Below are 26065 nucleotides of genomic sequence, written 5' to 3'. Positions count from 1 at the left end.
TATAGAATCAACCTCTCCCAAAAAACAGGGAATTAGCCTAAACAATTTGGGAGTGACCAATGGGTTTCTCTTGGGAGGGGAGGCTAAGTAAAAGTTTACCAATATTGGGTGATTTAAGAAGCGAACTAAAACTTTGCAAATAGAAGCTAAGGAGCAATGACCTTTTTGCTTTTTTGTTCTGCCTTTTTGCCGGCTTGTTTAGCTCGTTTTTCCGCCTGTTTTTTAGCGGCTTGTTCGGCGGCCAGGCGACGTTTTTCTTCCGCTTTTTCCGCTTCTAATTTTTCCAAATAGTAGTGATAATCACCGTTGTACACCACCAGTTCTCCATCCCGAATTTCTACTATTTTATTAGCCACCCGGGAAATAAAATAACGGTCGTGGGAAACTAGCACCACGGTGCCTTCATATTCTTGTAATGCTTCCTCCAACATTTCTTTGGCGGGAATATCTAAGTGATTAGTTGGCTCATCCAGGATTAAAAAGTTGGCCGGTGTGAGCAACATTTTTGCCAGGGCTAAACGGGCCTTTTCTCCACCACTGAGGGCGGCCACTTTTTTAAACACCGTTTCCCCAGAAAAAAGAAATCGTCCCAATAGAGTCCGCACTTCTTCATTTTTCCAATCAGGCACTTCGTCATGGATTGTCTCCATAACAGTTTTTTGTAAATCCAAAGCTTCCGCTTGGTTTTGCTCAAAGTAACCGGGCAAAATGTTATGGTCCCCCAGTTTAATCTGCCCTTCGTCCGGCAATTCCATGCCCATAATCATCCGTAATAAAGTCGATTTACCGCAACCGTTGGGGCCAAGAAAAGCAATGCGATCGCCCCGTTCAATTTCTAAATTAGCACCGAGAAACAGTAGCTTATCGTTGTAGGAATGGGAGATGTCTTCAATTAACGCCACTTGCCGGCCACTGCGGGGGGCGGAGGGAAAATGAAATTTAAGGGTCTTTACTCCACCTAGAGGGGCTTCTACCCGTTCAATCTTTTCCAGTTGTTTTTCCCGGCTTTTAGCTTGGGTGCTACGGGTGGCACTGGCCCGGAATTTATCCACAAAAGCCTGTTGTTTGGCCAGGGCCTTTTGTTGATGTTCGTAGGCGCTGGCCAGGGCGAGGTTACCTTCCTCTTTTTGCACTAGGTAACTGGAATAATTGCCCAAATAGGTGGTGGATATCCCCCGTTCGGTTTCCACAATTTTGGTACAAAGGCGGTCTAAAAATTCCCGGTCATGGGAAATAATCACCATGGGGGTTTTTAAGCCCTTGAGATAAATTTCTAACCATTCAATGGTTTCCAAATCTAAATGATTTGTTGGTTCGTCCAGCAGTAATAAATCCGGCTCCTGCAGTAGAATTTTGCCCAAACTGATCCGCATCTGCCAACCGCCACTAAAAGAACTCACCAGGCGATCGCCGTCCTCCGGTTCAAAACCAATTTCTGGCAAAATTCGCTCAATTTGCGACTCTAAACGGTAACCATCCAGGGCTTCAAATTGCCGCTGTAATTTATCTAATTTGTGAATTAAATCTTCAAGGGTTTCCGCATCGGCCACTTCCATTTGCTGATGTACATGGTGCATGGCATCCTGAACCTGGTTCGCTTCAGTGAATACCGTCCACATTTCCTCCCGCAAAGTACGGCTGGGGGTAACGTCAAATTCCTGGGTTAAATGGGCAATTTTCAGGGCAGATGGGCGAATAATTTCCCCCGCAGTGGCCTCCACTTCCCCCATAATGATCTTGAGTTGGGTGGATTTTCCGGCCCCGTTGACCCCCACCAGGCCTACCCGTTCCTCTGGTTTAACTTCCCAGTTCACATCTTTAAGAACTTCGCCGGTGGGATAAATTTTGCGGATGTGTTCGAGTCGGAGCATAGGAATGGCCTGGGGGAAAACTGAGTTTCCAGTTTATCGAAAAATTGACTTTAAAAACCTGTTCCCCACCATTACATCAGCGGAAATATTAACAAATTATTAACAAGGACTAGAATCACCATGGTTATTACCCCGGATTGGGTTAAAAAAGCTGTTTTCTATCAAATTTTTCCGGATCGTTTCGCCATCGGCCAACAACAGGCGATCGCCGTCGCTCAACAACCAAAGCTAGAACCATGGGATACACCACCAACGGTGGAGGGCTATAAAGGGGGGAACCTCTGGGGCGTGATCGAACATTTAGATTATCTGCAGGATTTGGGCATTACTGCTCTGTATTTGACCCCCATTTTCCAGTCCGCCTGTAACCACCGTTACCACACCCATGACTATTACCAAGTGGATCCCCTGCTGGGGGGCAACGAAGCGCTCCAAGCCCTACTGGCCGCCGCCCATGGCCGGGGGATGAAAGTGGTACTGGATGGAGTATTTAACCATGCCAGCCGGGGTTTCTTCTTTTTCAACGATATTTTGGAAAATGGTCCCCATTCTCCCTGGTTAGATTGGTTTTACATCGAAGATTGGCCCCTATCAGCCTACGACGGTTCCCTACCGGCCAATTACCGGGGTTGGGTAGATTTGCGGGCATTGCCGCAGTTTAACCACGATAATCCCGACGTGCGGGAATATATTATGCGAGTGGGGGAATATTGGATTGCCCAAGGCATTGATGGTTGGCGCTTGGATGTGCCCGATTGTGTCAAAGCGGCAGGATTTTGGCAGGAATTTCGCCGCCGGGTCAAGGCCATTAATCCCGAAGCCTACATTGTCGGAGAAATTTGGCGCGATGCTAGCCCCTGGTTAGGTGGAGACCAATTTGATGGCGTGATGAATTATCGATTCACCGAACCTACCGTGGCTTTCACCATTGGCGATCGCCTGCAAAAAGAGTATCTACGAGGGGAAGAATACCGCCCCTACCCGGCCTTAACCGCCGAAGCCTATGGGGAAAAAATTAGCCAACTGCTGCAACGGCATCCCTGGGAAATCCAGTTAACCCAATTGAATTTGCTCAATAGCCATGACACGGCCCGACTATTAACCCTGGCCAATGGTGATCGCCGGAGCGTTGACCTAGCCCTCCTGTTGATGTTTACCTTTCCCGGGGCTCCCTGTGTTTACTACGCTGACGAAGTGGGCTTAGCAGGGGGAGCCGATCCCGATTGCCGCCGTGTTTTTCCTGCAAAAACTGATTGGGATTTGAATTGCCGAGAATTCTATCAACAACTGACTGCCCTGCGCCATCGTTATCAATGTTTACAACTGGGGGATTACAAAATTCTCGCCATGGAAGGTATGGGCTATGTTTTTCAGCGACAATATGGCGATGAAATCTTAATTGTCGCAGTTAACCCAGGGGATAAGGATGTGGCAATCTCTCTGCCTCTCGAAGTTCTAGATTCACAGTTAATTGAAACTGTCTTTACTATTAACGTTGCCACAGAATTCCAAAGTCATCCGTCGGGTTTGCTTTTAAATCTTTCCCCTCAATCGGGGATGATTTTAGGTTTATCGGTATAGTTGTTATCCTTAAAATGATGATGAGGAAGTGAAAGAATTAACCAACTATTTAATCCTAATTAAGTACAACTACAGGAATTATTTAACATAAGTTAATTCCAATAATAAATAGTAAATTGATAAGATCAAATCAAATTCGAACAACTAGTTTTTGGAGCGCATCAACGGCATCTTTCCTATATGATTCTCTGACTTGTACACGCCGACCACTAATGTTGTGGCGTCCTGCTGTTAAATCCTGGAAAGACTGACCACGGGCAAATGCAACTACACCGGTTGTTCCAAAATCTCTCATGTCCTCTATCATTGCACCGATTGAATTAAATTCAAACAATCTGGGATTGCTAACCATTAATTGGCTAACTTGTGTATCAATTGTATTAAGTACGGCAGAATAGGCTGAAGCTGGCCCCATATATTGAGTGAGTCTATTTTTTACAATTGTATGAATTTTGGGTAATTCTCTTTCTGCTCTCTCAAGTTTGTCAGAAAAAGAATGTTGTGCATAAATGGGTGAAGGGAGCCGTAGACCGTAGACTAGTGAAAATGCATTTTGGAGTGCTCTTCTAGATGAATCATCAGCCATAACAGGCAAAATTAAATAATCAGCGACCGAAAGTGCAATCTGAGTATAAATTGAAAAACTAGGATTACAATCAATAAAAACAGTATCAAACGTTTGTGAAATTGGTGACAAAAAATCTCTTAGCCAATCAATTACAGCCAGCCATGAATTTGATCCAGGAATTTGAGTGTTTGCTAAAGTGGAAATTGCTGTTGCTTGAAGTTCAAGTAAGGGATCTCCTGCCAGTAAAGAAACATTCACTTCGACATTTGAGTTCAGTGTCTGCGGACTAATAATAAAATCTAGCGGATTAAAATTTGGTGGTGAATATGGCTGTGGAAGCCTCATTTGGAAGTATCCACCAACTGTTGCACGAGGTGTTTGCCCTTGAATTTGTAATAGTCTTTGGCTCCCTCCACCAACAAGCCCTCCTAGCATCAGCTCAGAGAGATTTGCTTGTGGACAAAGGTCAAGAACCAGTATTTGTTTGTCAGGGTGTATTTTTGCGTAGGCGAGAATGGTTTGGAAAATGAGTGATGTTTTTCCCGTACCACCTTTATTGTTCCAAAAAGCATAAGACCGCATAGACATATATCCGTCACATTTGGTACACAGTGTACCTTACAATGGGATACTGTCGCAAGGGCTGTGACTAAAATCTTTTTTCCCTAATGATTAGAACGCCAAAAACCTTGTCAGTGGCATTGATCGCCTTCAGCCATAAGTTCCTAAGTTTTATTTGTCTTTGTGGTTTTTAGCGGTAGTTTTTCTAGGTTAAGCTGGGTTAGGGTCTATTTGTTAGAGCAACCCTTGTCAATTTGGAGCGCAGAGTAAATCAGCAATGACGCAGAAAGTAGTGGTGGGACTATCCGGTGGGGTAGATAGTTCGGTGGCGGCGGCCCTGTTGCACCGTCAGGGTTATGCCGTGGTAGGGGTGACCCTCTGGTTAATGAAGGGTAAGGGTCAATGCTGTTCGGAAGGGCTAGTGGATGCGGCTTCCATTTGTGAGCAGTTGGGGGTACCCCACGAAATTGTGGACACCAGGGATTTATTTCAAAATCACATTATTGATTATCTGGTGCAAGGCTACGGCGAGGGAGTGACCCCATTACCCTGTTCCCAATGCAATAAGGCGGTTAAATTTGGCCCCATGCTGCAATATGCTCAGCAGTCCCTCGGCATCGATAAAATTGCCACGGGGCACTATGCCCGCATTTGCTTAAACCAAGAAAGTCAACGCTATGAGTTGTTAAGGGCGGTCGATCGCCAGAAGGATCAATCCTACTTTCTCTATGACCTGTCCCAGGAAATTTTAGCGGCCACCCTCTTCCCCCTGGGGGAGCAAACGAAGACTGTGACCAGACAGTTGGCGGCGGAATTTGACCTCAGCACGGCGGAAAAAAAAGATAGCCAGGATTTATGCCTGATTGAGGCCCATGGCTCCATGCGGGACTTTTTGGACAAATACATTGCCCCCAAAGCGGGGGAAATTGTTGACCTGTCCGGAGCGGTGTTGGGACACCATGAGGGCATTCATCACTACACCATTGGCCAACGGAAGGGACTGGGCATTGCGGCCGCGGAACCGTTATACGTGGTTAAGCTCGATCCGGTGATGAATCGGGTCATTGTCGGCGATCGCCAGAGTGCGGGCAGTGGAGAATGCTACGTACAAAGGCTCAATTGGGTTTCCATTCCAGAGCCGACAGCACCCATTCGTTGTGAAGTGCAGGTGCGTTACCGTTCTGCTCCGGTGACGGTCAATGCTATTCCCTGGGATGATCAACAGGTGAAACTGGTATTTGATCAACCCCAATTTGGCATCACCCCCGGCCAGGCCGCAGTGCTCTACGATGGCGATCGGGTGCTAGGGGGAGGCATCATCTGCCCCCAAAAGTCGGAAAAAGCAGGGGTCTAGGCGACATCACCCCCCACCACCACGTCCCGGATGCGTAAACTGGGGCCACCACAACCCACGGCTAAACCATTTTGGCCCCCTTTGCCACAACCCCCGGACTCATCCCAATAAAAGTCGTCGGCGATCGCCTCGATGTTAGCCAGGGTTTTAAACACATTCCCGGAGAGGGTGACATCCTTGACCGGTTCCGCTAGCCGGCCATTGCGAATCATCCAAGCTTCCCCCGCACTAAAGGTGAACATTTCCCCATTGGTCATACCCCCCAGCCAATTTTTGGCGTACACCCCTTCATCAATGCCATCGAACAAATTGGCCACCGGGGTTTCTCCCCGGCCAATCCACGTATTGGTCATCCGCACAATGGGGGGATAGTGGTAGTTCAAGCAGCGGGCGTTTCCAGTGGGCTGTTCCCCCAATTTCCCCGCCGTTTCCCTGGAATGGAGCCTGGCCACCAATTGCCCATCTTTAATCAACTGGGTCGTACCAGCAGGCACCCCTTCGTCGTCAAAACCATAACTGCCCCGGTGCCCCGGTGGAGCCGCTCCATCGAAAATCTGTAACTCCGGCGGCCCAAAGCGCCGACCCAAACTCATCACTTCCAAAAAGTCGGGATTTTCGTAGAGCATATCCGCTTCGGACAGATGGCCAAAGGCTTCATGGACAAATAGCCCCGTCAAAATGGGGTCAATTACCACCGGATAAGTTTTTCCCTGCACTGTGGGCAAATTTAATGCTTTCACTGCCCGTTTGGCTGCCCCCTGCACCACCTGGTCTAAATTTTCCAAGTCCCCGTAGCCCCGGCGGGAGCCAGTGGTTTCCCTGCCCACTTGAACGCCGTTACCATCTTTAGCAGTAGCCGCAAAACGCATTTCCAAATCCCACCAACATTGTTCCAACAGAGTGCCTTCCGAAGTAGCTAGCAACACTGTCTGCTGGCTATCGCTGTAGCGCACATGGGTAGTGGTAATTTTGTCGCTAGTGCTCCGGAGCAGGTCATTGTAGTGGTCACAGAGGGCTTTTTTATCAGCTAAACCAATCTGGCGGGGATCCTTGCCTGTCAAAGGATTAATGAATGTTTGTTGAATCGGATCAATGGGGGCCAACAGGGTTTCATCGTCCCCAATTAATCTGGCGGCGGCGATCGCCTCTTCTAGTCTTTGATGTAACTGTTCCCAACGATTGAAACTAGCAAAGCCCCAACCTCCTTGATGGCAAACCCGCACCTGGCCGCCCATGGCAATGCCTTCACTAAGGGTTTCCACCTGCGCTCCCCGTAGACTAATTTGGGTACCCTCGGATTGCTCCAAGCGAATACTGATAAAGTCTGCTTGGGATTGGTAACGGCTAATTAATTCCGGCAGAGTCGCTTTGATGATGGCTAAATTCATTGGCAAAAAACTAGGGTAACGATCATCTATGATACTTTTTCAGCCATTGGTTCAGCTATCAATACCTTTAACAATGCTGAAATTCACAAGGTAGTCCCTACAATTTGCTGCAATTTATTTGCCACCAATGGCAACTGTTCTAGCATGGCAAAATGACCACAGTCTTCTATCTCCACCACATTTTTCCCCAGCTCAGCGAACAAACTATGGAAACTGGCCAGATATTTGACGTATTGCAATTCCATTACCCGGTCATTTTTTCCCGCCAAAAAATACATAGGCTGGGGTAATTCCGCTACCAATTTGGGCAATAAATGCACCGCCGCTTCGGTGGTACTTTCCAATAGCGAACCTCTAGCTGCCCGATCATCAGCTCGCAGAAAATCCAATAATCTCTGCCGCCCCCACTGCCTCCCCAGGGGTTTACGCACCATGAACCGGCCGAAAGCCAAATCTAGCAAGGGTAACTTGGCTAACCAGGGGGGACGAAAATCTAACAACTTTTCCCCGGCAGAGCGAAACTTTTCAAACTCTTCCTTGAGGTAAATACCGCCTCCTGCATTTAGACAAATCACTCCTTTAACCCGCTCCGGACAGAGGTGAGCTGCCCAAATGGCCACACTGCCCCCAAGGGAATGGCCCACTAACCAGGCTTGCTCGATGTTCAGTTTCTCCAATAAATCGATCAAATCTCGGCCGTAGGCTTCTAGATCGTAGTTTGGGCGGCAGTGGTCAGGACTCTGGGAGGCACCAAAGCCCCTCAGATCATAGCCTACACAGGAATATTGCCCAGACAGCAGTTCCATCAGGGGCAACCAATAATGGTGACTGAGGAGCCAACCATGGACAAAAACTAGGGTGGGGCCAGACCCCCGCTGGCCAAAGCCAGATTGCTGATAATGGTGAGGAAAACCCAAAAGATCCAGGGTGGGCATAGTTCTCGCAATTATTACGGGGAACCTACTTTCACCATTCTGACATTGGGGGGAACGTCTGGCTAGGTGACTCGGGCGGGGAGGATCTAACGAATTTCGGCCTTCATCCTTTCTAGGGTGAAATTCATTTGGTCGAACATTTGTTGGGGTGACATACCAAACTGCCCCAGTTGGGTTTTCATTTGTTCCACGGTCATTTTAGCCATGAAATCGTCAGAAAGTTCGAAGCGTTTCATAAAAACTTTGTAGCGGTCCATTAGGGCTTCCATCTGCTCAATAAAAATTATTTTGCCGTCCCGATCAAATTTGCCATAATCACTGCCCAATTTGGTCAAAGATTGATAGTCTTCAAACAACTGTTTGGCTTCCTGTTGAATGATATCTGAATCAAAAAAACTCATGGTTGTGACCTCTGGAATAAACATCGGTGAGTATTACTGCTAGACATAGAAAAAGGCTAGACAGTAAGTAAATGATCGATTTGGCAATGGTTTGAACCCCCATCTAAGCAATCAACCAACAATCAACTTAAATTATCCAAAATTATCCATAAGAAGATTTAAAAATAATCAAAATAAAAAGCGGAAAGTCAGACTAGCTAAATTTTAATTAAATTAGAGTTAGGTCTGAGCTAACCAAAACTAACGAATAGGTTAATTAGGCTAACGGAGTAATTGCTGGTTTACAGGGGAACCAAAGGGGAGTAAATTCACTCTTTGTTCCTAACGTTGTTGGCACCACGGCCGCCATCCCCATTGTAAAAGTTTATTTTTCCCCGGTAAAATACGGTTTTCCGAATTTTAAGCTGATCGCCAGCCCTATTATCGGTCACCTGGCCCTGTAGCCAAAGGGAATTAACGATGCCTGACCACCGATGGGGTAATTGATTGGGACTGAAATTTAACCTGTCTTCAGAATTCATTCAGAATTGCCACTATGTCCTTGCTAAGTCCTCTCCTATCTTTGCCGAAACGTCGCTACTGGGCGATCGCCTTGGCGGTGATATCGGCGGTACTGCCCTGGCCCATCGCTGGATTACACAAACTCTACTTGGGCCAACCGATTTGGGCGGGGGTCTATTGGCTATTGTGGAATACTCCCATACCCAGAATTGCTTGCGCCATCGATGCAGTCTGGTACTTTGTCCAGGGAGAGGAGGAATTTAATCGCCAATTCAACGCACTGGAGGGAAATTGGCAACAGAGTGGGCATAGTCTACAACCATCCCAACAGGTAATCACCATGGCCGAAGCAATGCGAGAGTTGGAACAGTTGCGACTAGAAGGGCTGTTGACGGAATATGAATTTGAGCAAAAACGACGGCAATTATTGGGCTAAATACCCAGGGAAATACTTGTCCGATCGCCCCGCAAAAGTTAGCGTTAACCAGGGCAGCAACGCCTATTGACTGGTGTCTCACTACTACTGTAGCCTTGGGTAAAAGACAGATAGAAATACTATGGCAGCCCAAAACGTGGACAGATTAGCGGTTTCATTGGCCTCGAAGGCCCTACCATTTTTGTTGATACTGACGGGGATATGCTCCGGAAACTTGACTGCCCAAGCCCAGAGCAAGCCCACTATTTCTGTACCGGAATTTAAAAATGATACCAACATGAGTTGGTGGTGGTGGACTGGTAACACTTCCCGTGAACTCGCCGATGCCCTCAGCAATGAACTGACCTCCACTGGTAATTTTCAAGTGGTAGAAAGGCAAAATTTGGGCAGTGTTCTGTCGGAGCAAGAATTAGCAGAATTAGGACTAACCAGGCCAGAAACTTCAGCCCAAAAAGGACAATTAACGGGGGCCCAATACATCGTCTTAGGCAGAGTTACCGCCTATCAAGAGGGCGTAAGTTCGGAGTCTGGGGGCAACAACTTCGGACTTAACCTGGGACTTTTCAGCATTGGCAACAGCGAGCGTCAAGCCAAACAGGAAGCCTATGTCGCCATTGATCTGCGGGTAGTTGATAGCACCACTGGGGAAGTGGTATATGCCAGAACCGTAGAGGGTCGCGCCACCGACACCGCCGCCAGTTCTGCTAACAACGTCAATATTTTAGGTATCGTCAATACAGGTCAAGACAATCAAAGTGAGGCAAAAGCCCCAGTGGGTAAGGCTTTGAGGGCTGGATTGGTGGAGATTACTGATTACCTTAGTTGTGTGATGGTGGAGCAGGATGGTTGCGTCCAAGAGTATCAAGATAAGGAAAAGAGGCGTCGGGAAAAAACTAAGGACACTCTACTCTTGGAATAGTTTTATCCTTGGGATACCAAAAAATCAAAGGAACGGAAGCAAAGTCCGGAAAAATTTTCTTACCTTCAGCAAAAAGACCAGATGGCGAATTCTGGGGCTTAGTTGGGGCGGATTGGGGTTTTCTGCCAAGGCTTCCATTAACTCTGTATACTCCGTTGCCGTTAGCGGTTCCCCATCCACAGGCGATCGCCCTTCGAGGATGATTTCCGTACGCAAGATTTCTTCGGGAATGTCGTCGGGGGGAGGTAGGGTCGGAGATTGGGCTAAACCAGAGGTCAGGGAGAAAACATTAACTGTAGCGGCCCAAACCAGAAGCCATAGGACAGAATACTTTTGTCCAAGTCTAAACTTTTGTCGCTGGTATCTATGGGAAACCGCCATGGTTTAACCTGTTCCCTACTTGAAACGGACTTTACTGTAGAGCCAATTGGTGAGTAGACCAGGACAATTGGCCACAAACCAACGAAATAGCAGGATTTTGGCAATGGGTTTTGGTACCCCCACAATGGATTTGAGCAAGCGGTTGAGGGGAGGGAAAGGAAACTTTTTATTGATTATGTTGATGGCGCCGATGTCGTAGAGGGAATCGAAAATTAATTTGACAGTGGCTTCCTCTCGGATAAACATATTTTGCAACAGTAGCTCCGTATCGTGAAGTTTCTCCTGCTTAAACTTTTCCTCTGCGGCCAGTCTAGGGGACAGAGGTGGATTTGGGCGAACGGTGATAGCTTTGCTTTTCGGGGAAGACACGATGGCAAAAAATGACAATGAACCAGGGAGACTACCTAGATTTTAGTGCCCAAAGTCCATTCAGCCCCATCAAAACTGATAAGAATTGACCGAGATTGGCGAATCAGTGTTTCCCATTGATACCAATGCAGTGCGGATCAACCTAAGCAGCCAAGGACAAATTTTCTAAACTAGTGAAGGCGGCTTCAGGACTGCCGTGGATGGAAAAAATTTGATTTAGTTGGGTCAACTCAAAAATAATTTTCAGTTCCGGTGAAACACCACTCAGCATCAGCGTTCTCTTTTGGCTTTGGAGTTCCTTGTAGGCATTGATCAGGACCACCAAAATGGCACTATCGAGGAAATCGACTTGGCTAAAGTCGATCACCAGCAATGAACTTGGGGTGGCGGCTAACCAGCTTTGTAAATCGGCTTGAAAGTCTGCGGTGACAGCGGCACTCAAGGTACCCTGGGGACGGAAAACATCCCTGGTCACAACCTGGGGGTTAAACGGCATAATCCTAACTCCTCACACAAAAGAAAAAATCGCAACGGCCAGGCCGCTCCTAACTCTAGTAATTTAGGCGATCGCCGTTAATTATGTCGATGTCATGACCATTTTCAACTTTCGGGGCGACAATTTCCGTATTGTCCGTTACGCCCCGCCCAGCTTAGTGCACAGACACTGTTTTTCTGTGTGAGAAACCCAACGATTGGCGTGGGCAAAGCCAACCCAGTTCTAGTAAGATTGGCGTTAACAATTTTTGTGGTCTGAGGAGTTTTTATGGTTAGTAAAGGATTGTTGTCTGCGACGGTAATGGCTTTAGGAACGGCGTTGGTGGGCGCAATTTTCACTCCGGCCCCAGCCCTGGCGGGGAAAAGCTGTAACTATCTCAATACCAATTTGTCCATGGCCCAGGGCTATGAAAACCAGAATGGGGTTTGGGTGAGTGAAGGCTGGTGGGTGTTGGAACCCGGAGAATGCGTAGTTTACTCCGACAATGCCTTTACCTATTTTAAAATTCGGGACGGAGTCGCCCCCAACCGCAAGGCTATGGAGGAAATGGCAGGCAGTGAATCGATTAAGTTGTGCCAGGTTAATGATCGTTTTACCGTTTTTCAATCTGATAATGGTTCTGTTTGCCGCGATGCGGGGGGCAATACCCAAGTATTTACCAACCCAGGTACTAATCTGGAACTAATTAGGTCCACTGGTCGTTTTTAACTTCTTCCCACTAAACAATTAAACAAGTTTTTCTTGCAAAGTTTTTTCCAGCTTGTCTTTGAGATCTTCAATGGTCAGGCCTAGTTTGGAGAAACAATCCCTAGGGCTGGGGATTGGTTGGAAAAAGAGCAATTTAAACTGGGTGGGGCCAATGACGAAAATGGCCACTTCTGTGGCGGGATCGTAACCATTTAAGATGCCCACCATCTCTTGGATACGGCCGTTAACCTGGTCATTAAGTTGGGCGATCGCCGCTGGGGCACAGCTAATAAAATGGGCTTGGGGATGGAGGTCTAACCCTAAATACTGTTCTTTTTCTGGCCATTGCTGATAAAAGCCCCAGGCTAGGGCCGCTAAGGCAGTTTGTTCTTCCTTGGTAAATTGGTCTAGTCGATAGCGCCAGGGATGCTGGCCATCGTCGGGGAGCACAGGGTCGGGGGAAAACATTCGCCTTCAATCGCAGCTAAACTTACTTCAAATACTGTACGATACCGGCGGCGATCGCCTCGGCCATTTGCTGTTGAAAACGGGGATTACTGAGGTTTTGGCTATCTTGACTACCCGTAACGAAACCCACCTCCACTAGGGTAGAGGGCATGGAAGTGTTGCGTAAAACATAGAACCGAGCTTGTCTCACCCGGCGATCGCGGACATTGAGCCGTTGTAGGATACTGCGGTGGATACTCTGGGCTAAAGCCCTGCCCGTTTGAAAATAATAGGTTTCCACCCCATTCACTTCTGGCCGTCCTAGGCCGACTGAATTGGCATGGATGCTAACAAAAATATCGCCCCGGGCCGCAGAAGCCCTTTGTACCCGTCCCTGAAGAGAAACAAAAACATCATTGTTACGGGTCATGACCACGCCAATGCCCTGTTTTTCCAACTCCCTGGCCACTCCCCTAGTGATGGCCAGCACCACATCTTTTTCCCGTATGCCCCGTTGTCCGATCGCCCCTGGATCTCTGCCCCCATGGCCCGCATCCAAAACCACCGTAAAACGTCGTAGGGGCCGGGGAGCCGGGGCCGGCACATTCACCGCCACCGTATCCTGGGGCAAACTATACTCCGAGGGCTGGAGAATAGTGGGTAAGCGGGCATACCAACGGTTGGGAGCCAGACCCCGGACTTGCACTTCCCAAGGCTTGACAGTAAAGGGTTCCGTCAACTCCAAGACAATGCGGGTGGAGTTATTATTCCATCGACCAACCCTAGCTTCCCTCACGTATTGGGTCAGGGGCTTATAAACGGTGGGGCCCCGGTGCTCAATGCCCGGTAAATCCACCACTACCCGGGTTGGATTCCGGAGTACGTTCACTTGGGGACTTACATCTTTATCGGTGATAATGTCTAGGCGACTATCCCGTAAATCGAATTTCCAATATTCCAAAGATCCCGCCCAGGCGGCCACGGACAACCCAGGTAAACTGAGCAAGCTGGCACAAATCAGGCCCAGACTCTTTTTCAAGCAAGGGGGGATATCAGTCATGGGTATTTTTTTTTGCGTTGTTATAACCCACCGCCATACCGGCGGCAAAATCTCAAGCAATACTTTTTTGAATAGCCCAACGGGCCAACTCGGTGCGGTTATGGAGTCCTGTCTTGTTTAACATATTTGAGACATGACTTTCGATGGTGCGTTGACTGACTTTTAACTGGTCTGCGATTTCTCGATTGGCTAGGCCCTGGGCCACCAACTGAATCACCCTAGTCTCTGTGGGGGTTAGTTCCACATCCCTCGCCACCTGTACCCGGGAATTGTCCTCTAGGGAATGGTTTTGATGCCGCAGTAGGCGATCGGCTTGACGGAGGGAAGATTGCACTTGGGCGGCCAGTTCCTCCGGCTCAAAGGGCTTGGCCATGTATACATCGGCCCCTACGTTTAGCCCTTTGACTCGATTATGGCTTTGGCCCTTAGCGGAAAGAAACATGACTGGAATCCAACTGATGTTGGCATTTTGACGCACCTGCTCAATGAAGGCGTAACCGTCCATTTCCGGCATCATAACGTCGCAAATAATCATATCGGGCACCGTTGTTGCCAATATGTCCAGGGCTTCGCGGCCGTTGGCGGCGGTGGTGACCTGGTAACCCTGATACTCCAAATAATCTTTGACCAAGAGGATCAGGTTGGGATCGTCGTCCACCAACAGTAAGTGATGATTTTCCTTGGGTTGGCTCATGGTGATTAATTGGAGTTAGTCAGCCGCACCTATAATTTGGCGATCGGGGCAAAATGGAGCTTTATTGCCAATTTTTTGGCCAGGAGATGGTTTAAACGATTCTAACCGACAAATGGTAAGCCCCAAACAATATTTGGGCCAATGGATATTTTCCTTACCCCAACGGGCGATCGCCGTGGTTTCCATTAGGGCAAAGATTAGTTCGGAGTTTGTTAGAATCCTAAAAACTTCAATAGCGCTCCCCATGCTCATAGACTGGATTCCCTTCGATATTCCCATCAATACGGCAATGATTGCCGGTGCAACCCTTTGGGCGTTGGGACTGTATCTAACCTGGGGCAGTGGGCGTAATTGGTTGATCGAACAATTGCAACGCTGGTTTAATTTTGCCGAACGCTCCCTCTACACTTCCGTGGAGGAATATGAGCGCACCAGGGAAGCTCGGGAAGCCCAGAATGCCTTTTATGCTTCGGTCATGAGCATTGTGCCCTTTCTTTTCATGGGAACCCTGTGTAATTGGGGCGTCCAATGGGGGCTAGGGGGGAGTTGGTCCATTAGCTTGGGCGTATTAACGGTGTTCACGGGGGCTGTTTATGCATTGGGCAAACAAAGCAGTAAGGAACAATGAAGAAATTTGGGATGGACTGGGGTAAATCGGCGATCGCCAAGGGAAAACAGAAGCAGAAACAAAATTACGATTCGAATAGGCGTTGGGGGCGAAAATTAATCACCATCTTAAGTCCATTGCTTTGTTCCCTAGCCATTGCCTTTTCCCTAGGAGGCTGTTTCTCGCCAGAATTGAGCAACCAGGTGGTATTTTCTGTGTTGAGTGACCCAAAAACCTTCAATGCGGTGCTGTCCCAGGAGTCCCCCAATGTTTTTGGCTACATTTATGAGGGCCTGATTAGGGAAAATCCCCTGACTGGGGAAAGAACTCCAGCCCTGGCGGAAAGTTGGCAAATTTCACCGGACAATTTGACCATCACCTTTACCCTGAGGGAAGGTTTACGCTGGTCTGACGGAGAACCCCTCACCGTAGATGACGTACTATTTTCCTATAACGATCTCTATTTAAATCCTAAAATTCCCAACAATTATCGGGACAGTTTAAAGGTAGGGGAAAGTCAATCCGAACCGAAGATTACTAAAGTTGGCGATCGCCAGGTTGCCTTTAATATTCAAGAACCCTTTGCTCCCTTTCTAGACACGGCCCAATTTCCTATTTTGCCAGCCCATATTCTCCGGGAAACGGTGGAGAAAAACGATGAAAATGGTAATCCTTTATTTTTGAGTACCTGGGGTACCAATACTCCCCCCGACCAAATTGTCGTCAATGGCCCTTACAAGTTAGAGAGTTATGTCACCAGCCAACGGGTAATTTTTAGTAAAAATCCTTACTACTGGGAAAAGGGCCCCAACGGTGAGTCTTTACCCTACATTCCCCGGGTAGTCTGGGCCATTGTGGAAAGTACCGATACTTCTCTGTTGCAATTTCGTTCCGGCAGTTTAGATTCCTTGGCTGTGCAACCGGAATCCTTTTCTCTACTCAAACAGGAAGAGGAACGGGGTAATTTTGTCATCTATAACGGCGGCCCCACCTACGCCAGTAGCTATTTAACCTTTAATCTCAACCAAGGTAAACGCCAGGGTAAACCCCTAGTAGATCCGATTAAATCCCGCTGGTTTAATGATCTTAATTTCCGCCAGGCGATCGCCTATGGCATTGACCGGGAAAGGATGGTCAATAACATTTACCGGGGACTGGGGGAAAAGCAAAATTCGTTTATCCCTGTGCAATCTCCCTTTTTTAATCCCGATGTCAAAGTTTATAACTATGATCCAGAAAAGGCGCAAGCATTACTGAAAGCCGGGGGCTTTACCTACAACAATCAACGGCAATTATTCGATGATCGGGGTAACCGTGTCCGCTTTGTGCTCAACACCAATGCTGGCAATAAAGTGCGGGAAGCCATGGGGAACCAAATTCAAGAAGATTTAGGGAAATTGGGCATCCAGGTAGATTTTAGTCCCATCAGTTTTGGCGTGTTGGTGGACAAATTAAGCAACAGTTTGGAGTGGGATGCGGTGGTTTTGGGGCTAACCGGCGGCAACGATCCCCATATACCCAATGTTTGGTACGTTAAGGGCAATTTACACATGTTCAATCAGCATCCCCAGGCCGGCGCCCAGCCTTTACAAGGACAAATAGTGGCTCCCTGGGAGCAAAACATCGCCAATTTAGCCCTAAGAGCTTCGCAAATTATTCCGCGACCAGAACAGCGCCTAGTGTACGACCAAATGCAGATGGAAGTGCAAGAATATTTACCCTTTATCTACTTGGTAAGTCCCTATTCCCTTTCAGCAGTGCGGAACCGTTTCTGTGGCATTGAATACTCTGCCTTAGGGGGAGCTTTCTGGAATTTACCTTCCATTAGTTTTTGCGACCATCCACCGGCTGCGACGAATTCCCCTGGGCCGGAGAGGGAGTAGGGCCTGGGGTCGGTGTCACCGTGGAGGGATTCTGATATTCTTTGACCCTATCCTCTAGATATTTAAAGCGAGCATAAAGTTTATTGAGGCGATCGCCACTCTGACGATTTTCTTGCAGTTGGTTGTTTAGGGCAGCTTCAAATTCCCGCCGTAGGGCTTTCTGCTCCCCAATCAATTGGTCAATGGTGTCGTTTTGGCTTTGGATGGTGTTCTGTAAATCTTCCAAACGAGCCTTTTCTTCGATGACAAATGGTAGTCCCCCTTGGAGAAAATAGTAAATCCCACCCCCACAGAGCACAGCCCCCACGAAAATCAGACTCCCCATTAAAGTGCGGAAATAGCGCCTCTGCCGCCGCCGAAATTCCCCCAGTAAATTGAGGGCCTCTTCACAACTAGGCTCCAAGGACAAACATTGCCTCACCCGCAAATGCATTTGGTCCGCATCAGAGGTACGGTGATATTCCTTCCACTTGCCTAGGTAAGCCTCAGCGGAACAGAGCAAAAACTTAGATTCCCCCGGGTTAAAAGCAATGGCGTCGTCTAGTTCTGCAATGGCATCGTCCCAATATCCAAGACGCATATAGCCCTGGGCCCTGGTGAAGTGGTCAATGGCCTGTTTTTGGGCCGCCTGGATCTCCTCCGGCTCAATGCCCAATTCCCCGGCGATCGCCTCGAGTTCAGCACTGGTGGGAATACGTTGGGTGGATTGACTTAACTCGGTCACCCGTTGGATATAGTTCTCAATTACTCCGCTGTGGACCAATGCCATGGCCTAGTTGTCCTCGGCGCTAATGTCTTCCTCGACAATTCTAGCTTAGGAGTTTGGTTAAGCTTTTGGGACAGGAGACCAAACTCCAGGGGAGAACAGGGGGGCGATGTTTTGGTACTTAAAAACTAGAAGATGGAAAAGGTTCAGCTTAGATGCCTCCCATAATCAGCGAATCGGGAGAATTAATAAATAAGTTCTAGCCGAACTGTTCTTCCACTTCCAGGTCAAACAGCATTTTCAATGAACGTAGGCATTGTTTACGGGCTTCAATGTCCTGCTGGGCCCGCAGTTGCACCATGGGTTCGTGGAGAATTTTATTGACAATGCCTCGGGTGAGGGCTTCAATCACTTCCTGGTGTTTTTCGGCAAACTCACTGCCCAGGCGGGAGAGGGCTTTTTCCAGCTCCTGTTCCCGGATATCCTCCACTTTATTACGGAGGGAACTGATGGTGGGCACCGTTTCCAGCGATCGCCACCAGAGGTCAAAGGCGGCAATTTCCTCTTCGAGTAATGCTTCTGCTTGCCTGGCCATTTGCCGGCGGCTGGCTTGGTTCTGGGCCACCACTTCCTTGAGGTCATCCACGTTAAAAGCCCGCACCTGCTCCATTTCGTGGACATCGGCGGCCACGTTACGGGGTACCGAAATATCCACCAGCATTAAACTTTTGCGGTTGACCACACAGCCAGTCAAATTCTCACAGTTTAAAATCGGTTCCGTTGCCCCAGTGCTGGTAAAGACAATATCCCCGGCGGCGATCGCCGTAAACATATCGGTGAGGGGACAGAGAGTTAATTGGGCTTGGGGGAATTGATTCGCTAAGTCCTGGGAACGGCGTTGGGAACGGTTAACAATGGTAATGTCCGTAGCTCCCTTGGCCAACAGATGTTTCACCAGTAAGCAGGCCATCTTTCCTGCCCCGATGATGACGGTTTTTTGGCTTGATAAATCCACCTGACGATGGACCAACTCCACCGCCGCGGAACTGATGGACACAGCCCCGGTGCCGATATCCGTTTCCGTTCTCACCCGACGACCGGCGGTAATGGCTTGTTTAAATAGGCGATCGAGCAGACGACCTACCCCTTTATATTTTTGTCCCAATTTATGGGTGGTACGCACCTGGGCGAGAATTTGCCCTTCCCCCAGCACCAAGCTTTCCAGCCCAGCGGCCACCCGCATCAAATGGCGTACGGCATCTTCATGGAGCAGGGTAAACAAATAACGGCGTAGGGTTGCCAGGGGAATATTGCCAGTTTCAGAAAGGAATTGGGTAATTTCCACCACTCCCTTTTCCGTGTCCGTCACCACTGCATAAATTTCTAGACGGTTACAGGTGCTAATGACAGTGACTTCTTCGATGTGGGGATAACTCCGCAGATGGGTCAGCGCCTCTTCTAACTTAGCCTCTTGGATGCTGAGTTTTTCGCGAATTTCCACCGGGGCTGTCTTATGGCTCAGTCCCACAACGGCAATATTCATGGGTTCTCCTAAAGGATTCTTTGATAGGGTGGTGGTCGCAGAAATTACGACGTTTTTTGTTAAACAAGTTTCTCTAATCTTTGCAATGTAGTCCGAATGGCAGACCACAATCAAGGGTCCATCCCACCAGGGCTCATGAATTTTTGTTAAGCAAAATTAGCTCCGGCAACCATTGGGCCGTTTGCAAAATTCTCTGCAGGGATAACTCTTTTTCTAGCAAACAGGCGTGGCCGCTGTGGGGCAATATTTTCACCATGGCCTTGGGCAAATGGGCCTGCAACTTATGGGCTTCTTCCACGGAGGGGAGCAATAAATCCCGTTGACTGGCCAAAATTAAACTGGGGGCGCTGATTGTACCGAGATCTAATCCCTGGTGGTTGAAATTTTGCAGTAGGGTCAGTCTTTGGGCCACGATCGCCGGGGGAATGGATCGCATGGCATTGAGCAATTGACGGCGGTCCTGGGGCTGTAACCGTTCTACGGCGGCTAAAAAGGGTAGGCCCGTGAGGGTAGTCACCGTTTGCAATGGGTTAGGCAACCATTGATGTAAGGGAATGCCCCACTGTAACCAAGGGCGACGATCAAAGGCGGTGGCGGGGTTAACCAGAATTAATTTGGCCACCTCCTGGGGATATAAACAGCTATAGACCAAAGCTAGGCAACCCCCAAACGATTCCCCACAGAGGTAGAGGGGCCGGGTTAATTCCCATTGTTGTTGAATTAATTGGTGCAGGACGCTGGCGATCGCCGACCAATCGTCAGGGAGAGGCCCCGGAGTTAAACGCAGGGCTAGCAGGTTAAAGTAATGGGCCAACCCCGGCCGTTGCCGATAAAATAATTTTCCCGTACCATCCAACCCCGGCAAATAAAGCAAGCTTGGCCGTCGGCGATCGGGGGGATGAAGGTTAACTAACTGCATTTTCTGTTAGATTTGTTGACGTAATTCTCTCCCTACCTATGGACGTTACCATTTATCTCCGTTGGTCTGCCTACGTAACAATCGCCAGTTTCATCTTCATGGTGGTGGCGTTTATTTTCCGTTGGGGATTCCGCTTTCGCCTGGTGGGGATTACGAGTTTTATGACAGTGCTGACCGTCGGCATTTTTGGCCTGGGATTGGGCATGTTCGACCGCCCAGCGGTGGAGGGATCAGTGCGGTTCAACCGAGTGTACGACAATGGGGCCAATCAGATCGTAATTAGTGTCCCGGTGACCATATCCCCCACAGCGGTGGAGGCTACCCTCAAGCAGGCCGCCAATAATTATTTTTCCCTAGGCCGCATTTCCACCGATGGCAACGAGCAAATGATTATACGGGCTAGGACTTTGATCCATCCCCAACCAGGCCTAACCAAACCTCTCTATCTAGGGTCTGCCTACCGAGCCCTGGGCACCAAGGAAAACGACCAAATTGAGATCAAACTAGACCGTAAAGCTCTACAGGAATTAGAACGCAACCAGCAAGCATGAAAAAGTTTTTCCAACAGATGGCGGCCAGTTTCCTGGGAACATTGGTAGCCATTGTGGTTTTGCTAAGCCTGGGGGCCAGCGGTCTGGTGCTACTCTTCATACTAGTTTCTACGGAAGCAGACCCGGTGTTGGAGGAAAAAACGGCTCTGGTTTTGGATCTAGCAACTCCCATCCGGGACACTAGCCCCACCATTAATCTGCGGCAAAGTTTACTGGGGAATCAACAGGAAGTAGTTCCCCTACGAACGGTGGTTAATGCCATTGAAAAAGCAGCGGAAGATGACCGCATTGTGGCTATATTTATTGATGGTCGCCGTGGCAGTCAAGTAGAAGGTTACGGTAATTTAAGCGAAGTGCAACAGGCCCTAGCCAAGTTTAAGCAATCGGGCAAAAAGATTGTTGCCTATGGTCTCAACTATAGTGAGCCAGGTTACTATTTAGCTTCCACCGCCGACTCCATTTTAGTTAATCCCATGGGGGGATTGGAAATTAACGGCTTGGGAGCCCAGCCCATCTTCTTCACCGGAGCCCTAGCCAAAGCGGGCATTGGGGTGCAAGTTCTCCGGGTGGGTAGTTATAAAGGAGCAGTGGAAGCCTATACCAGGGAAAATCTCAGCCCGGAAAACCGCCAACAACAACAGCAATTGTTAGACCAAATTTGGCAAATTTATCTCGATACCGTAGCCGAAAATCGTCAGTTAACTGTTTCCCAACTCCAGGCGATCGCCAATGACCAGGGTATCCTATTTGCTGATGCCGCCCTCAGAGAAAAACTGGTGGACAAACTGGCCTATTGGGACCAGGTTTTAGCAGAGTTAAAACAAGCGGGGGTTTGGGTCAATGAAGCCAATCAAATGGGGGCTGGCAATGACAAAGATTTTAAAAAAATTAGCTTAACTGAATACCATCGTTTACAAACGGAGAAAGAAAAAAAACAGTATCAAGTATCCAAGTCTAAAATAGCCCTTGTTTACCTAGAGGGTTCCATTGTCAACGGTAGGGGCACCTGGGAAAGTGTTGGTGGCGATCGCTATGGGGAAATCCTACAAACCATTCGCCAAGATGACGATATTAAAGCTGTGGTGCTAAGGATTAATAGTCCCGGTGGTAGTGCCAGTGCGGCGGATATTATCTGGCGGGAAGTGGAACTTTTACAAGCCCAGAAACCAGTGATTATTTCCATGGGTAATGTGGCGGCCTCCGGTGGTTATTGGATTGCCACCGCTGGGGAAAAAATTGTTGCCCAACCCAACACCATCACCGGTTCCATTGGGGTTTTTAGCATTCTTTTTAACGTGGAAAATCTTGGCGATCGCCTAGGATTAAATTGGGATGAAGTGACCACCGGTCAATTGGCCAATGTTGGTTCCAGTGTGAAACCTAAAACGGAGTTGGAGTTAGCCATTTTCCAAAGGGCGGTGGACCAGGTTTACGCTGTCTTTTTAGATAAGGTTGGCAGTGCCCGTAATTTAACCCCTGCCGCTTTGGATTCAGTGGCCCAAGGAAGGGTGTGGACAGGGTTGGAAGCACAAAAAGTTGGCTTGGTAGATCAATTGGGGGGATTAGAAACGGCTGTGACCATGGCGGCAACCAAGGCAGAGCTGGGCAAGCAATGGCAAGTGCAAGAATACCCCACCCCTAGGGGACTGAACTCCCTTCTGTTTAGTAATTTAGGCCAGAGTTTAGCCCAGGGAGACGATGTCAACTCCCTAGCATTACCTCCGTTTTTGCAAACCCATTGGCAACAGCTAGAACGGGAATTGGAGCAATTGTCACAGTTTAATGACCCCCAAGGAATTTATGCTCGCTTGCCATTCTTTCTCCATGCTCTCAATCCTTAATTAGTGGTTAAGTAGGTTAGATATTCTCGAATAAAGCTAGTTTTTCATTCTTTCAAAGAATAAACCTTAATATTATGAATAGTAGTTTCAACACTAAAGTTTGATGGGTAGAATATATGGCGAACCGTGATTTACAGGAGAAAAATAACCCGCAAACGGTGGTGATTATCGGGGCATCGGGGGGCATTGGTTTAGGTTTTGTCCGCTACTTTTTAGAACAAATACCCTTCCCTGTCAAAATTTGGGCCACCTACCGTCAGGCGATCGCCGAGTTGGAAGATTTAGCAAGGGAAAATCCAGATCGTTTAACCCTAGCGCCGTTGGATATTACCGAAGAAAGTCAGATTGAGCAATTCAGTCAGCAATTGGGCAAAACCGAAGTTAATTGGCTAATTAATTGTGTGGGCATTCTCCACATTGATGGCACCCCACCGGAAAAAAGTTTGCGACATTTACGGCCATCACAATTACAGCAATATTTCGCCGTTAATAGCATTGGTCCAGTATTGTTAGCTAAACATTTTTTGTCCCATTTCCGCCATTCTTCCCCCAGTGTTTTTGCCACCATTTCCGCTAAAGTGGGGAGCATTGGTGATAATCAATTGGGGGGATGGTATGGTTATCGATCCTCTAAAACAGCGTTGAATATGTTAATGAAAAATACGGCCATTGAATACCGTCGGGTCGCCCCCCAGTGTGCGGTAATTTTGCTCCATCCCGGTACCACGAATACCCCCTTGTCCCAGCCATTTCAAAAAAATGTTCCTCCGGAAAAGTTGTTCACAGTGGAACGCACCGTTCAACAATTAATGGCAGTTTTATTACAGGTCAAGCCGGAAGATACTGGCACTTTCTATAGCTGGGATGGTACCGTGTTGCCTTGGTAACCTATTCCATCCTTAACCTTGCTAATGATGGTAAAAATCTTTGGTGTTACGATTTTAGCTCTACTCAACTGGGGGGGCACTGGGGAACCCTTAGTGGGTCAGGAAGTGGCTTGGCAAGAAGCTAAAGTTTTCGCGGTGCCGACCCAAGGGGATCCCACCATCGACAAAATTATTGACAATTACCTCGATCGCCTGGAATCTTTGGGTTATGAGCGCCAGCGCCAGGGTATTTGGTTACAGTCGGAATGGGCCTATTTAGGCTACAACCAGGGAGAGAGTGCTTTTCCCGCCGCTTCTCTAACCAAAATTGCCACCAGTGTGGCGGCGTTAGATAAATGGGAGCCCAACCATCGTTTTATCACCCGTTTTTATACCGATGGACCCATCCGCAACGGGGTTTTACAGGGTAATTTATTTATCGCTGGGGATAATGATCCCCTCTTTGTCTGGGAAGAGGCGATCGCCGTTGGTAATGCCCTCAATCGACTGGGCATCCGGGAAGTAACCGGAGATTTAGTAGTGGTGGGGAATTTTGCCATGAATTTTAAAGCTGACCCCGCCATCGCCGGAGCCCTATTCACACAGGCGGTGGATGCAAGTCAATGGTCGGCAATGGTAGACAAAGCCTTTAGGGATTTACCCCCGGATACTCCCCGACCCGCCGTAAAAATTGCCGGCGCAGTCAAGGCCCAGGCCGTTTTACCCCCCAACCTAGAACCGCTACTAGAGCATCAATCCCTACCCCTGGCGGCCCTGCTCAAACAAATGAATATCTACAGCAATAATGATATGGCTGAGATGTTAGCCCAGGCCATGGGCGGAGCGGCGATCGTGGCCCAAACCACCTCCCGCTTGGGGGTGATTCCAGCGGCGGAAATTCAACTGCAAAACGGATCTGGTCTCGGGGTAGATAACCGTCTTTCCCCCCGGGCGGTTACCAAAATGTATCAAGTTTTAGCGCAGCAACTACAACCCCATGGCCTAGGCATTGACGATATTTTTCCCGTCATGGGGCGCGATCGCCGGGGGACATTGGAGTGGCGCAGTATGCCCCAGGGATTAACGGTGAAAACCGGCACTTTAAACACAGTTAGTGCCCTAGCGGGTATCATTCCCACCCAAGAGCGGGGCATCGTCTGGTTTACCATTATCAACAATGGCCCTAACTTCGACCGTTTGCGAGTGGAGCAGGATCGGCTGTTGCAACAAATTGCCGAACACTGGCAGGTGTTACCGGAAACTTTAAATGCTGGCCCCATGGATAAAGTTTTGTTGGGGGACCCGGCCCGTAACCTAACGCCGCAATCCTCCGAATCTTAGCCATTCCAGCCTAGGGGGATACCCGCCATTGTATCCTAGGCGTTGAAAATGCCCGGCTAGCTAATTTTGCTTACTATGACCAAATCATCCCCCGTTTTCATTCCCGTCATTCTTGCCGGTGGTAAGGGAGAAAGGTTTTGGCCCCTCAGCCGTAAGCAACGGCCCAAACAGTTTTTGTCTCTGGATGGTTCCGGGGTTAGTCTATTGCAGGCCACAGCCCAAAGATTGCTTGCCCTAGCTGGGGGTTGGGAAAATTTGTGGGTGATCACGGCGGCCCCCATTGCACAGGGTGTTTTCGAGCAATTGCCGTCATTGCCCAAGGAAAATTGCCTGGTGGAACCGGAAGGGAAAGATACGGCCCCCGCCGTGGCCTGGGCTAGCTTGGAAATTGCCCAACGCTATGGGGAAGATGCCGTCATCGGTTTTTTCCCCGCAGATCACTGGATTGGGAATCAAGCCGCCTACGAACAAACCCTAAGAACGGCGATCGCCTTTGCCCAGGAAAAGGAGGCCATTGTCACCCTCGGTATTAAACCCCAAGGCCCGGCTACCGGCTATGGCTACATAGAGCAGGGCGCATTACAGGGAGAAATGGGAGGTTTACCGGTGTATCAAGTGACCCGTTTTACCGAAAAGCCTGACCGAGCTACGGCCCAAACCTTTCTGGAGAGCGGCAAGTTTAGTTGGAATAGTGGCATGTTTATTTTCCGCGCCGGGGTGGTACTAGGGGAGTTCGCTAACTATGCCCCCCAATTGCTAACTACGTTGAAAACCAAAGGTGCAGCCGGTTATCAAGAACTGGAAAAGAAAAGTATTGACTATGTGTTAATGGAAAAAACCCAATTAGCCTATGTTTTGCCCGCCAATTTTGGTTGGGATGACTTGGGAGATTGGAATGCGTTGGAGCGACTTTTTCCCGACGCAGAAACTAACGTGGATCTGGCTAACCATGTCAGTTTGGCCAGCCAAGGCTGTATTGTTTACGCCAGTGATGATGACCAGGTGATTGCCACCATTGGTCTAAAAGATGTGGTGATTGTGCGGGAGGGCAATGTCACCCTGGTAGTACCCAAAGATCATACCCAAGACATCAAAGCTTTGCTCAAACAATTACAATCCCAACTGGAGTACGAAAATTTATTGTAGAACAAAAAACCGT

Annotated in this window: 28 protein-coding genes; 12 read left to right on the top strand and 16 right to left on the bottom strand. The window is 48.5% G+C overall.

What is annotated here, in order from left to right; translation table 11 throughout:
* Nucleotides 1–146 precede the first annotated feature (146 nt).
* Nucleotides 147–1871, bottom strand: a complete 1725-nt coding sequence (locus tag D082_RS00270; RefSeq protein WP_028946928.1) for an ABC-F family ATP-binding cassette domain-containing protein — start codon at nt 1869–1871, stop codon at nt 147–149.
* A gap of 120 nt (nt 1872–1991) precedes the next feature.
* Here D082_RS00270 and D082_RS00265 point away from each other — a divergent pair, with 120 nt between their 5' ends.
* Nucleotides 1992–3452: a glycoside hydrolase family 13 protein gene (locus D082_RS00265; RefSeq protein WP_038529781.1), complete on the top strand. Its 1461-nt coding sequence runs from the start codon at nt 1992–1994 to the stop codon at nt 3450–3452.
* A gap of 130 nt (nt 3453–3582) precedes the next feature.
* Here the strand turns inward: D082_RS00265 and D082_RS00260 are convergent, their stop codons facing one another.
* Complete coding sequence (locus tag D082_RS00260; RefSeq protein WP_202963092.1) at nt 3583–4608, bottom strand: ParA family protein; 1026 nt, start codon at nt 4606–4608, stop codon at nt 3583–3585.
* A 250-nt stretch (nt 4609–4858) separates the two neighbouring features.
* Between D082_RS00260 and mnmA the strand changes: the two genes are divergently transcribed.
* Nucleotides 4859–5935: a tRNA 2-thiouridine(34) synthase MnmA gene (gene mnmA, locus D082_RS00255; RefSeq protein ID WP_028946931.1), complete on the top strand. Its 1077-nt coding sequence runs from the start codon at nt 4859–4861 to the stop codon at nt 5933–5935.
* On the opposite strand, the gene D082_RS00250 is transcribed toward mnmA, so the two are convergent.
* The 4 genes from D082_RS00250 to D082_RS00235 form a co-directional block, all read right to left on the bottom strand.
* Nucleotides 5932–7323, bottom strand: coding sequence for a TldD/PmbA family protein (locus D082_RS00250; protein ID WP_028946932.1), 1392 nt, complete (start codon nt 7321–7323; stop codon nt 5932–5934). The genes mnmA and D082_RS00250 overlap by 4 nt on opposite strands.
* An 83-nt stretch (nt 7324–7406) precedes the next feature.
* Nucleotides 7407–8258 carry an alpha/beta fold hydrolase gene (locus D082_RS00245; RefSeq protein ID WP_028946933.1) on the bottom strand — a complete coding sequence of 284 codons (852 nt, stop codon included), beginning with the start codon at nt 8256–8258 and terminating at the stop codon, nt 7407–7409.
* Between the two features lie 86 nt (nt 8259–8344).
* The gene (locus tag D082_RS00240; RefSeq protein WP_028946934.1) at nt 8345–8659 is read right to left on the bottom strand and encodes a DUF1825 family protein; all 315 of its coding nucleotides are present in this window, start codon (nt 8657–8659) and stop codon (nt 8345–8347) included.
* 308 nt (nt 8660–8967) lie between these two features.
* Nucleotides 8968–9180: a hypothetical protein gene (locus D082_RS00235; RefSeq protein WP_028946935.1), complete on the bottom strand. Its 213-nt coding sequence runs from the start codon at nt 9178–9180 to the stop codon at nt 8968–8970.
* Nucleotides 9181–9194: 14 nt separating this feature from the next.
* Here D082_RS00235 and D082_RS00230 point away from each other — a divergent pair, with 14 nt between their 5' ends.
* Entirely contained in the window at nt 9195–9596 is a 402-nt protein-coding gene (locus tag D082_RS00230) for a membrane protein (protein WP_028946936.1), read from the top strand.
* 214 nt (nt 9597–9810) lie between these two features.
* The gene (locus tag D082_RS00225) at nt 9811–10515 is read left to right on the top strand and encodes a CsgG/HfaB family protein (RefSeq protein ID WP_238546769.1); all 705 of its coding nucleotides are present in this window, start codon (nt 9811–9813) and stop codon (nt 10513–10515) included.
* 24 nt (nt 10516–10539) lie between these two features.
* Here the strand turns inward: D082_RS00225 and D082_RS00220 are convergent, their stop codons facing one another.
* The 3 genes from D082_RS00220 to D082_RS00210 form a co-directional block, all read right to left on the bottom strand.
* Nucleotides 10540–10896, bottom strand: a complete 357-nt coding sequence (locus D082_RS00220; RefSeq protein ID WP_028946938.1) for a hypothetical protein — start codon at nt 10894–10896, stop codon at nt 10540–10542.
* Nucleotides 10897–10911: 15 nt separating this feature from the next.
* Complete coding sequence (locus tag D082_RS00215; protein ID WP_028946939.1) at nt 10912–11265, bottom strand: hypothetical protein; 354 nt, start codon at nt 11263–11265, stop codon at nt 10912–10914.
* Nucleotides 11266–11407: 142 nt separating this feature from the next.
* Complete coding sequence (locus D082_RS00210) at nt 11408–11761, bottom strand: STAS domain-containing protein (protein WP_238546768.1); 354 nt, start codon at nt 11759–11761, stop codon at nt 11408–11410.
* 267 nt (nt 11762–12028) lie between these two features.
* Here D082_RS00210 and D082_RS00205 point away from each other — a divergent pair, with 267 nt between their 5' ends.
* Nucleotides 12029–12469 carry a DUF1036 domain-containing protein gene (locus D082_RS00205; RefSeq protein WP_028946941.1) on the top strand — a complete coding sequence of 147 codons (441 nt, stop codon included), beginning with the start codon at nt 12029–12031 and terminating at the stop codon, nt 12467–12469.
* A gap of 18 nt (nt 12470–12487) precedes the next feature.
* On the opposite strand, the gene D082_RS00200 is transcribed toward D082_RS00205, so the two are convergent.
* Genes D082_RS00200 through D082_RS00185 form a run of 4 tightly spaced genes read right to left on the bottom strand, consistent with a single transcriptional unit; the run spans nt 12488 to nt 14895 of the window.
* Nucleotides 12488–12916, bottom strand: coding sequence for a hypothetical protein (locus tag D082_RS00200; RefSeq protein ID WP_028946942.1), 429 nt, complete (start codon nt 12914–12916; stop codon nt 12488–12490).
* Nucleotides 12917–12938: 22 nt separating this feature from the next.
* A complete protein-coding gene (locus D082_RS00195; protein WP_028946943.1) occupies nt 12939–13955 on the bottom strand; it encodes an N-acetylmuramoyl-L-alanine amidase in 1017 nt (338 codons plus the stop codon).
* 52 nt (nt 13956–14007) lie between these two features.
* Entirely contained in the window at nt 14008–14649 is a 642-nt protein-coding gene (locus D082_RS00190) for a response regulator transcription factor (RefSeq protein ID WP_028946944.1), read from the bottom strand.
* A gap of 15 nt (nt 14650–14664) precedes the next feature.
* Nucleotides 14665–14895: a hypothetical protein gene (locus D082_RS00185; RefSeq protein ID WP_144428702.1), complete on the bottom strand. Its 231-nt coding sequence runs from the start codon at nt 14893–14895 to the stop codon at nt 14665–14667.
* Here D082_RS00185 and D082_RS00180 point away from each other — a divergent pair.
* Together D082_RS00180 and D082_RS00175 are read left to right on the top strand one after the other, a co-directional pair.
* The gene (locus D082_RS00180; RefSeq protein WP_028946946.1) at nt 14894–15277 is read left to right on the top strand and encodes a hypothetical protein; all 384 of its coding nucleotides are present in this window, start codon (nt 14894–14896) and stop codon (nt 15275–15277) included. The genes D082_RS00185 and D082_RS00180 overlap by 2 nt on opposite strands.
* Nucleotides 15274–17139 carry an ABC transporter substrate-binding protein gene (locus D082_RS00175; RefSeq protein WP_028946947.1) on the top strand — a complete coding sequence of 622 codons (1866 nt, stop codon included), beginning with the start codon at nt 15274–15276 and terminating at the stop codon, nt 17137–17139. Before D082_RS00180 ends, D082_RS00175 begins: the two co-directional genes overlap by 4 nt.
* Here the strand turns inward: D082_RS00175 and D082_RS00170 are convergent.
* From D082_RS00170 to D082_RS00160, 3 genes are all read right to left on the bottom strand, one after another.
* The gene (locus D082_RS00170; protein ID WP_028946948.1) at nt 17081–17908 is read right to left on the bottom strand and encodes a hypothetical protein; all 828 of its coding nucleotides are present in this window, start codon (nt 17906–17908) and stop codon (nt 17081–17083) included. The genes D082_RS00175 and D082_RS00170 overlap by 59 nt on opposite strands.
* A 196-nt stretch (nt 17909–18104) precedes the next feature.
* On the bottom strand, nt 18105–19388 hold the full coding sequence (gene hemA, locus D082_RS00165) for a glutamyl-tRNA reductase (protein ID WP_028946949.1): 1284 nt from the start codon (nt 19386–19388) through the stop codon (nt 18105–18107).
* 133 nt (nt 19389–19521) lie between these two features.
* Nucleotides 19522–20307, bottom strand: coding sequence for an alpha/beta fold hydrolase (locus D082_RS00160; protein ID WP_028946950.1), 786 nt, complete (start codon nt 20305–20307; stop codon nt 19522–19524).
* A gap of 38 nt (nt 20308–20345) precedes the next feature.
* Here D082_RS00160 and D082_RS00155 point away from each other — a divergent pair, with 38 nt between their 5' ends.
* The 5 genes from D082_RS00155 to D082_RS00135 all read left to right on the top strand — a co-directional run bounded on the left by D082_RS00155 (nt 20346) and on the right by D082_RS00135 (nt 26052).
* Complete coding sequence (locus D082_RS00155) at nt 20346–20858, top strand: Ycf51 family protein (protein WP_028946951.1); 513 nt, start codon at nt 20346–20348, stop codon at nt 20856–20858.
* Nucleotides 20855–22699, top strand: a complete 1845-nt coding sequence (gene sppA, locus D082_RS00150) for a signal peptide peptidase SppA (protein ID WP_028946952.1) — start codon at nt 20855–20857, stop codon at nt 22697–22699. Before D082_RS00155 ends, sppA begins: the two co-directional genes overlap by 4 nt.
* A 116-nt stretch (nt 22700–22815) precedes the next feature.
* On the top strand, nt 22816–23586 hold the full coding sequence (locus D082_RS00145) for an SDR family NAD(P)-dependent oxidoreductase (protein ID WP_028946953.1): 771 nt from the start codon (nt 22816–22818) through the stop codon (nt 23584–23586).
* 24 nt (nt 23587–23610) lie between these two features.
* On the top strand, nt 23611–24906 hold the full coding sequence (locus D082_RS00140) for a D-alanyl-D-alanine carboxypeptidase/D-alanyl-D-alanine-endopeptidase (protein ID WP_238546767.1): 1296 nt from the start codon (nt 23611–23613) through the stop codon (nt 24904–24906).
* A gap of 75 nt (nt 24907–24981) precedes the next feature.
* Nucleotides 24982–26052: a mannose-1-phosphate guanylyltransferase gene (locus tag D082_RS00135; protein ID WP_028946955.1), complete on the top strand. Its 1071-nt coding sequence runs from the start codon at nt 24982–24984 to the stop codon at nt 26050–26052.
* Nucleotides 26053–26065: the final 13 nt, after the last annotated feature.

The sequence above is a fragment of the Synechocystis sp. PCC 6714 genome (assembly GCF_000478825.2).
In the GTDB taxonomy this organism is placed as follows: domain Bacteria; phylum Cyanobacteriota; class Cyanobacteriia; order Cyanobacteriales; family Microcystaceae; genus Synechocystis.
Note: the sequence above shows the minus strand (reverse complement) of the source record. Positions and strands in the feature narration are given on the sequence as shown.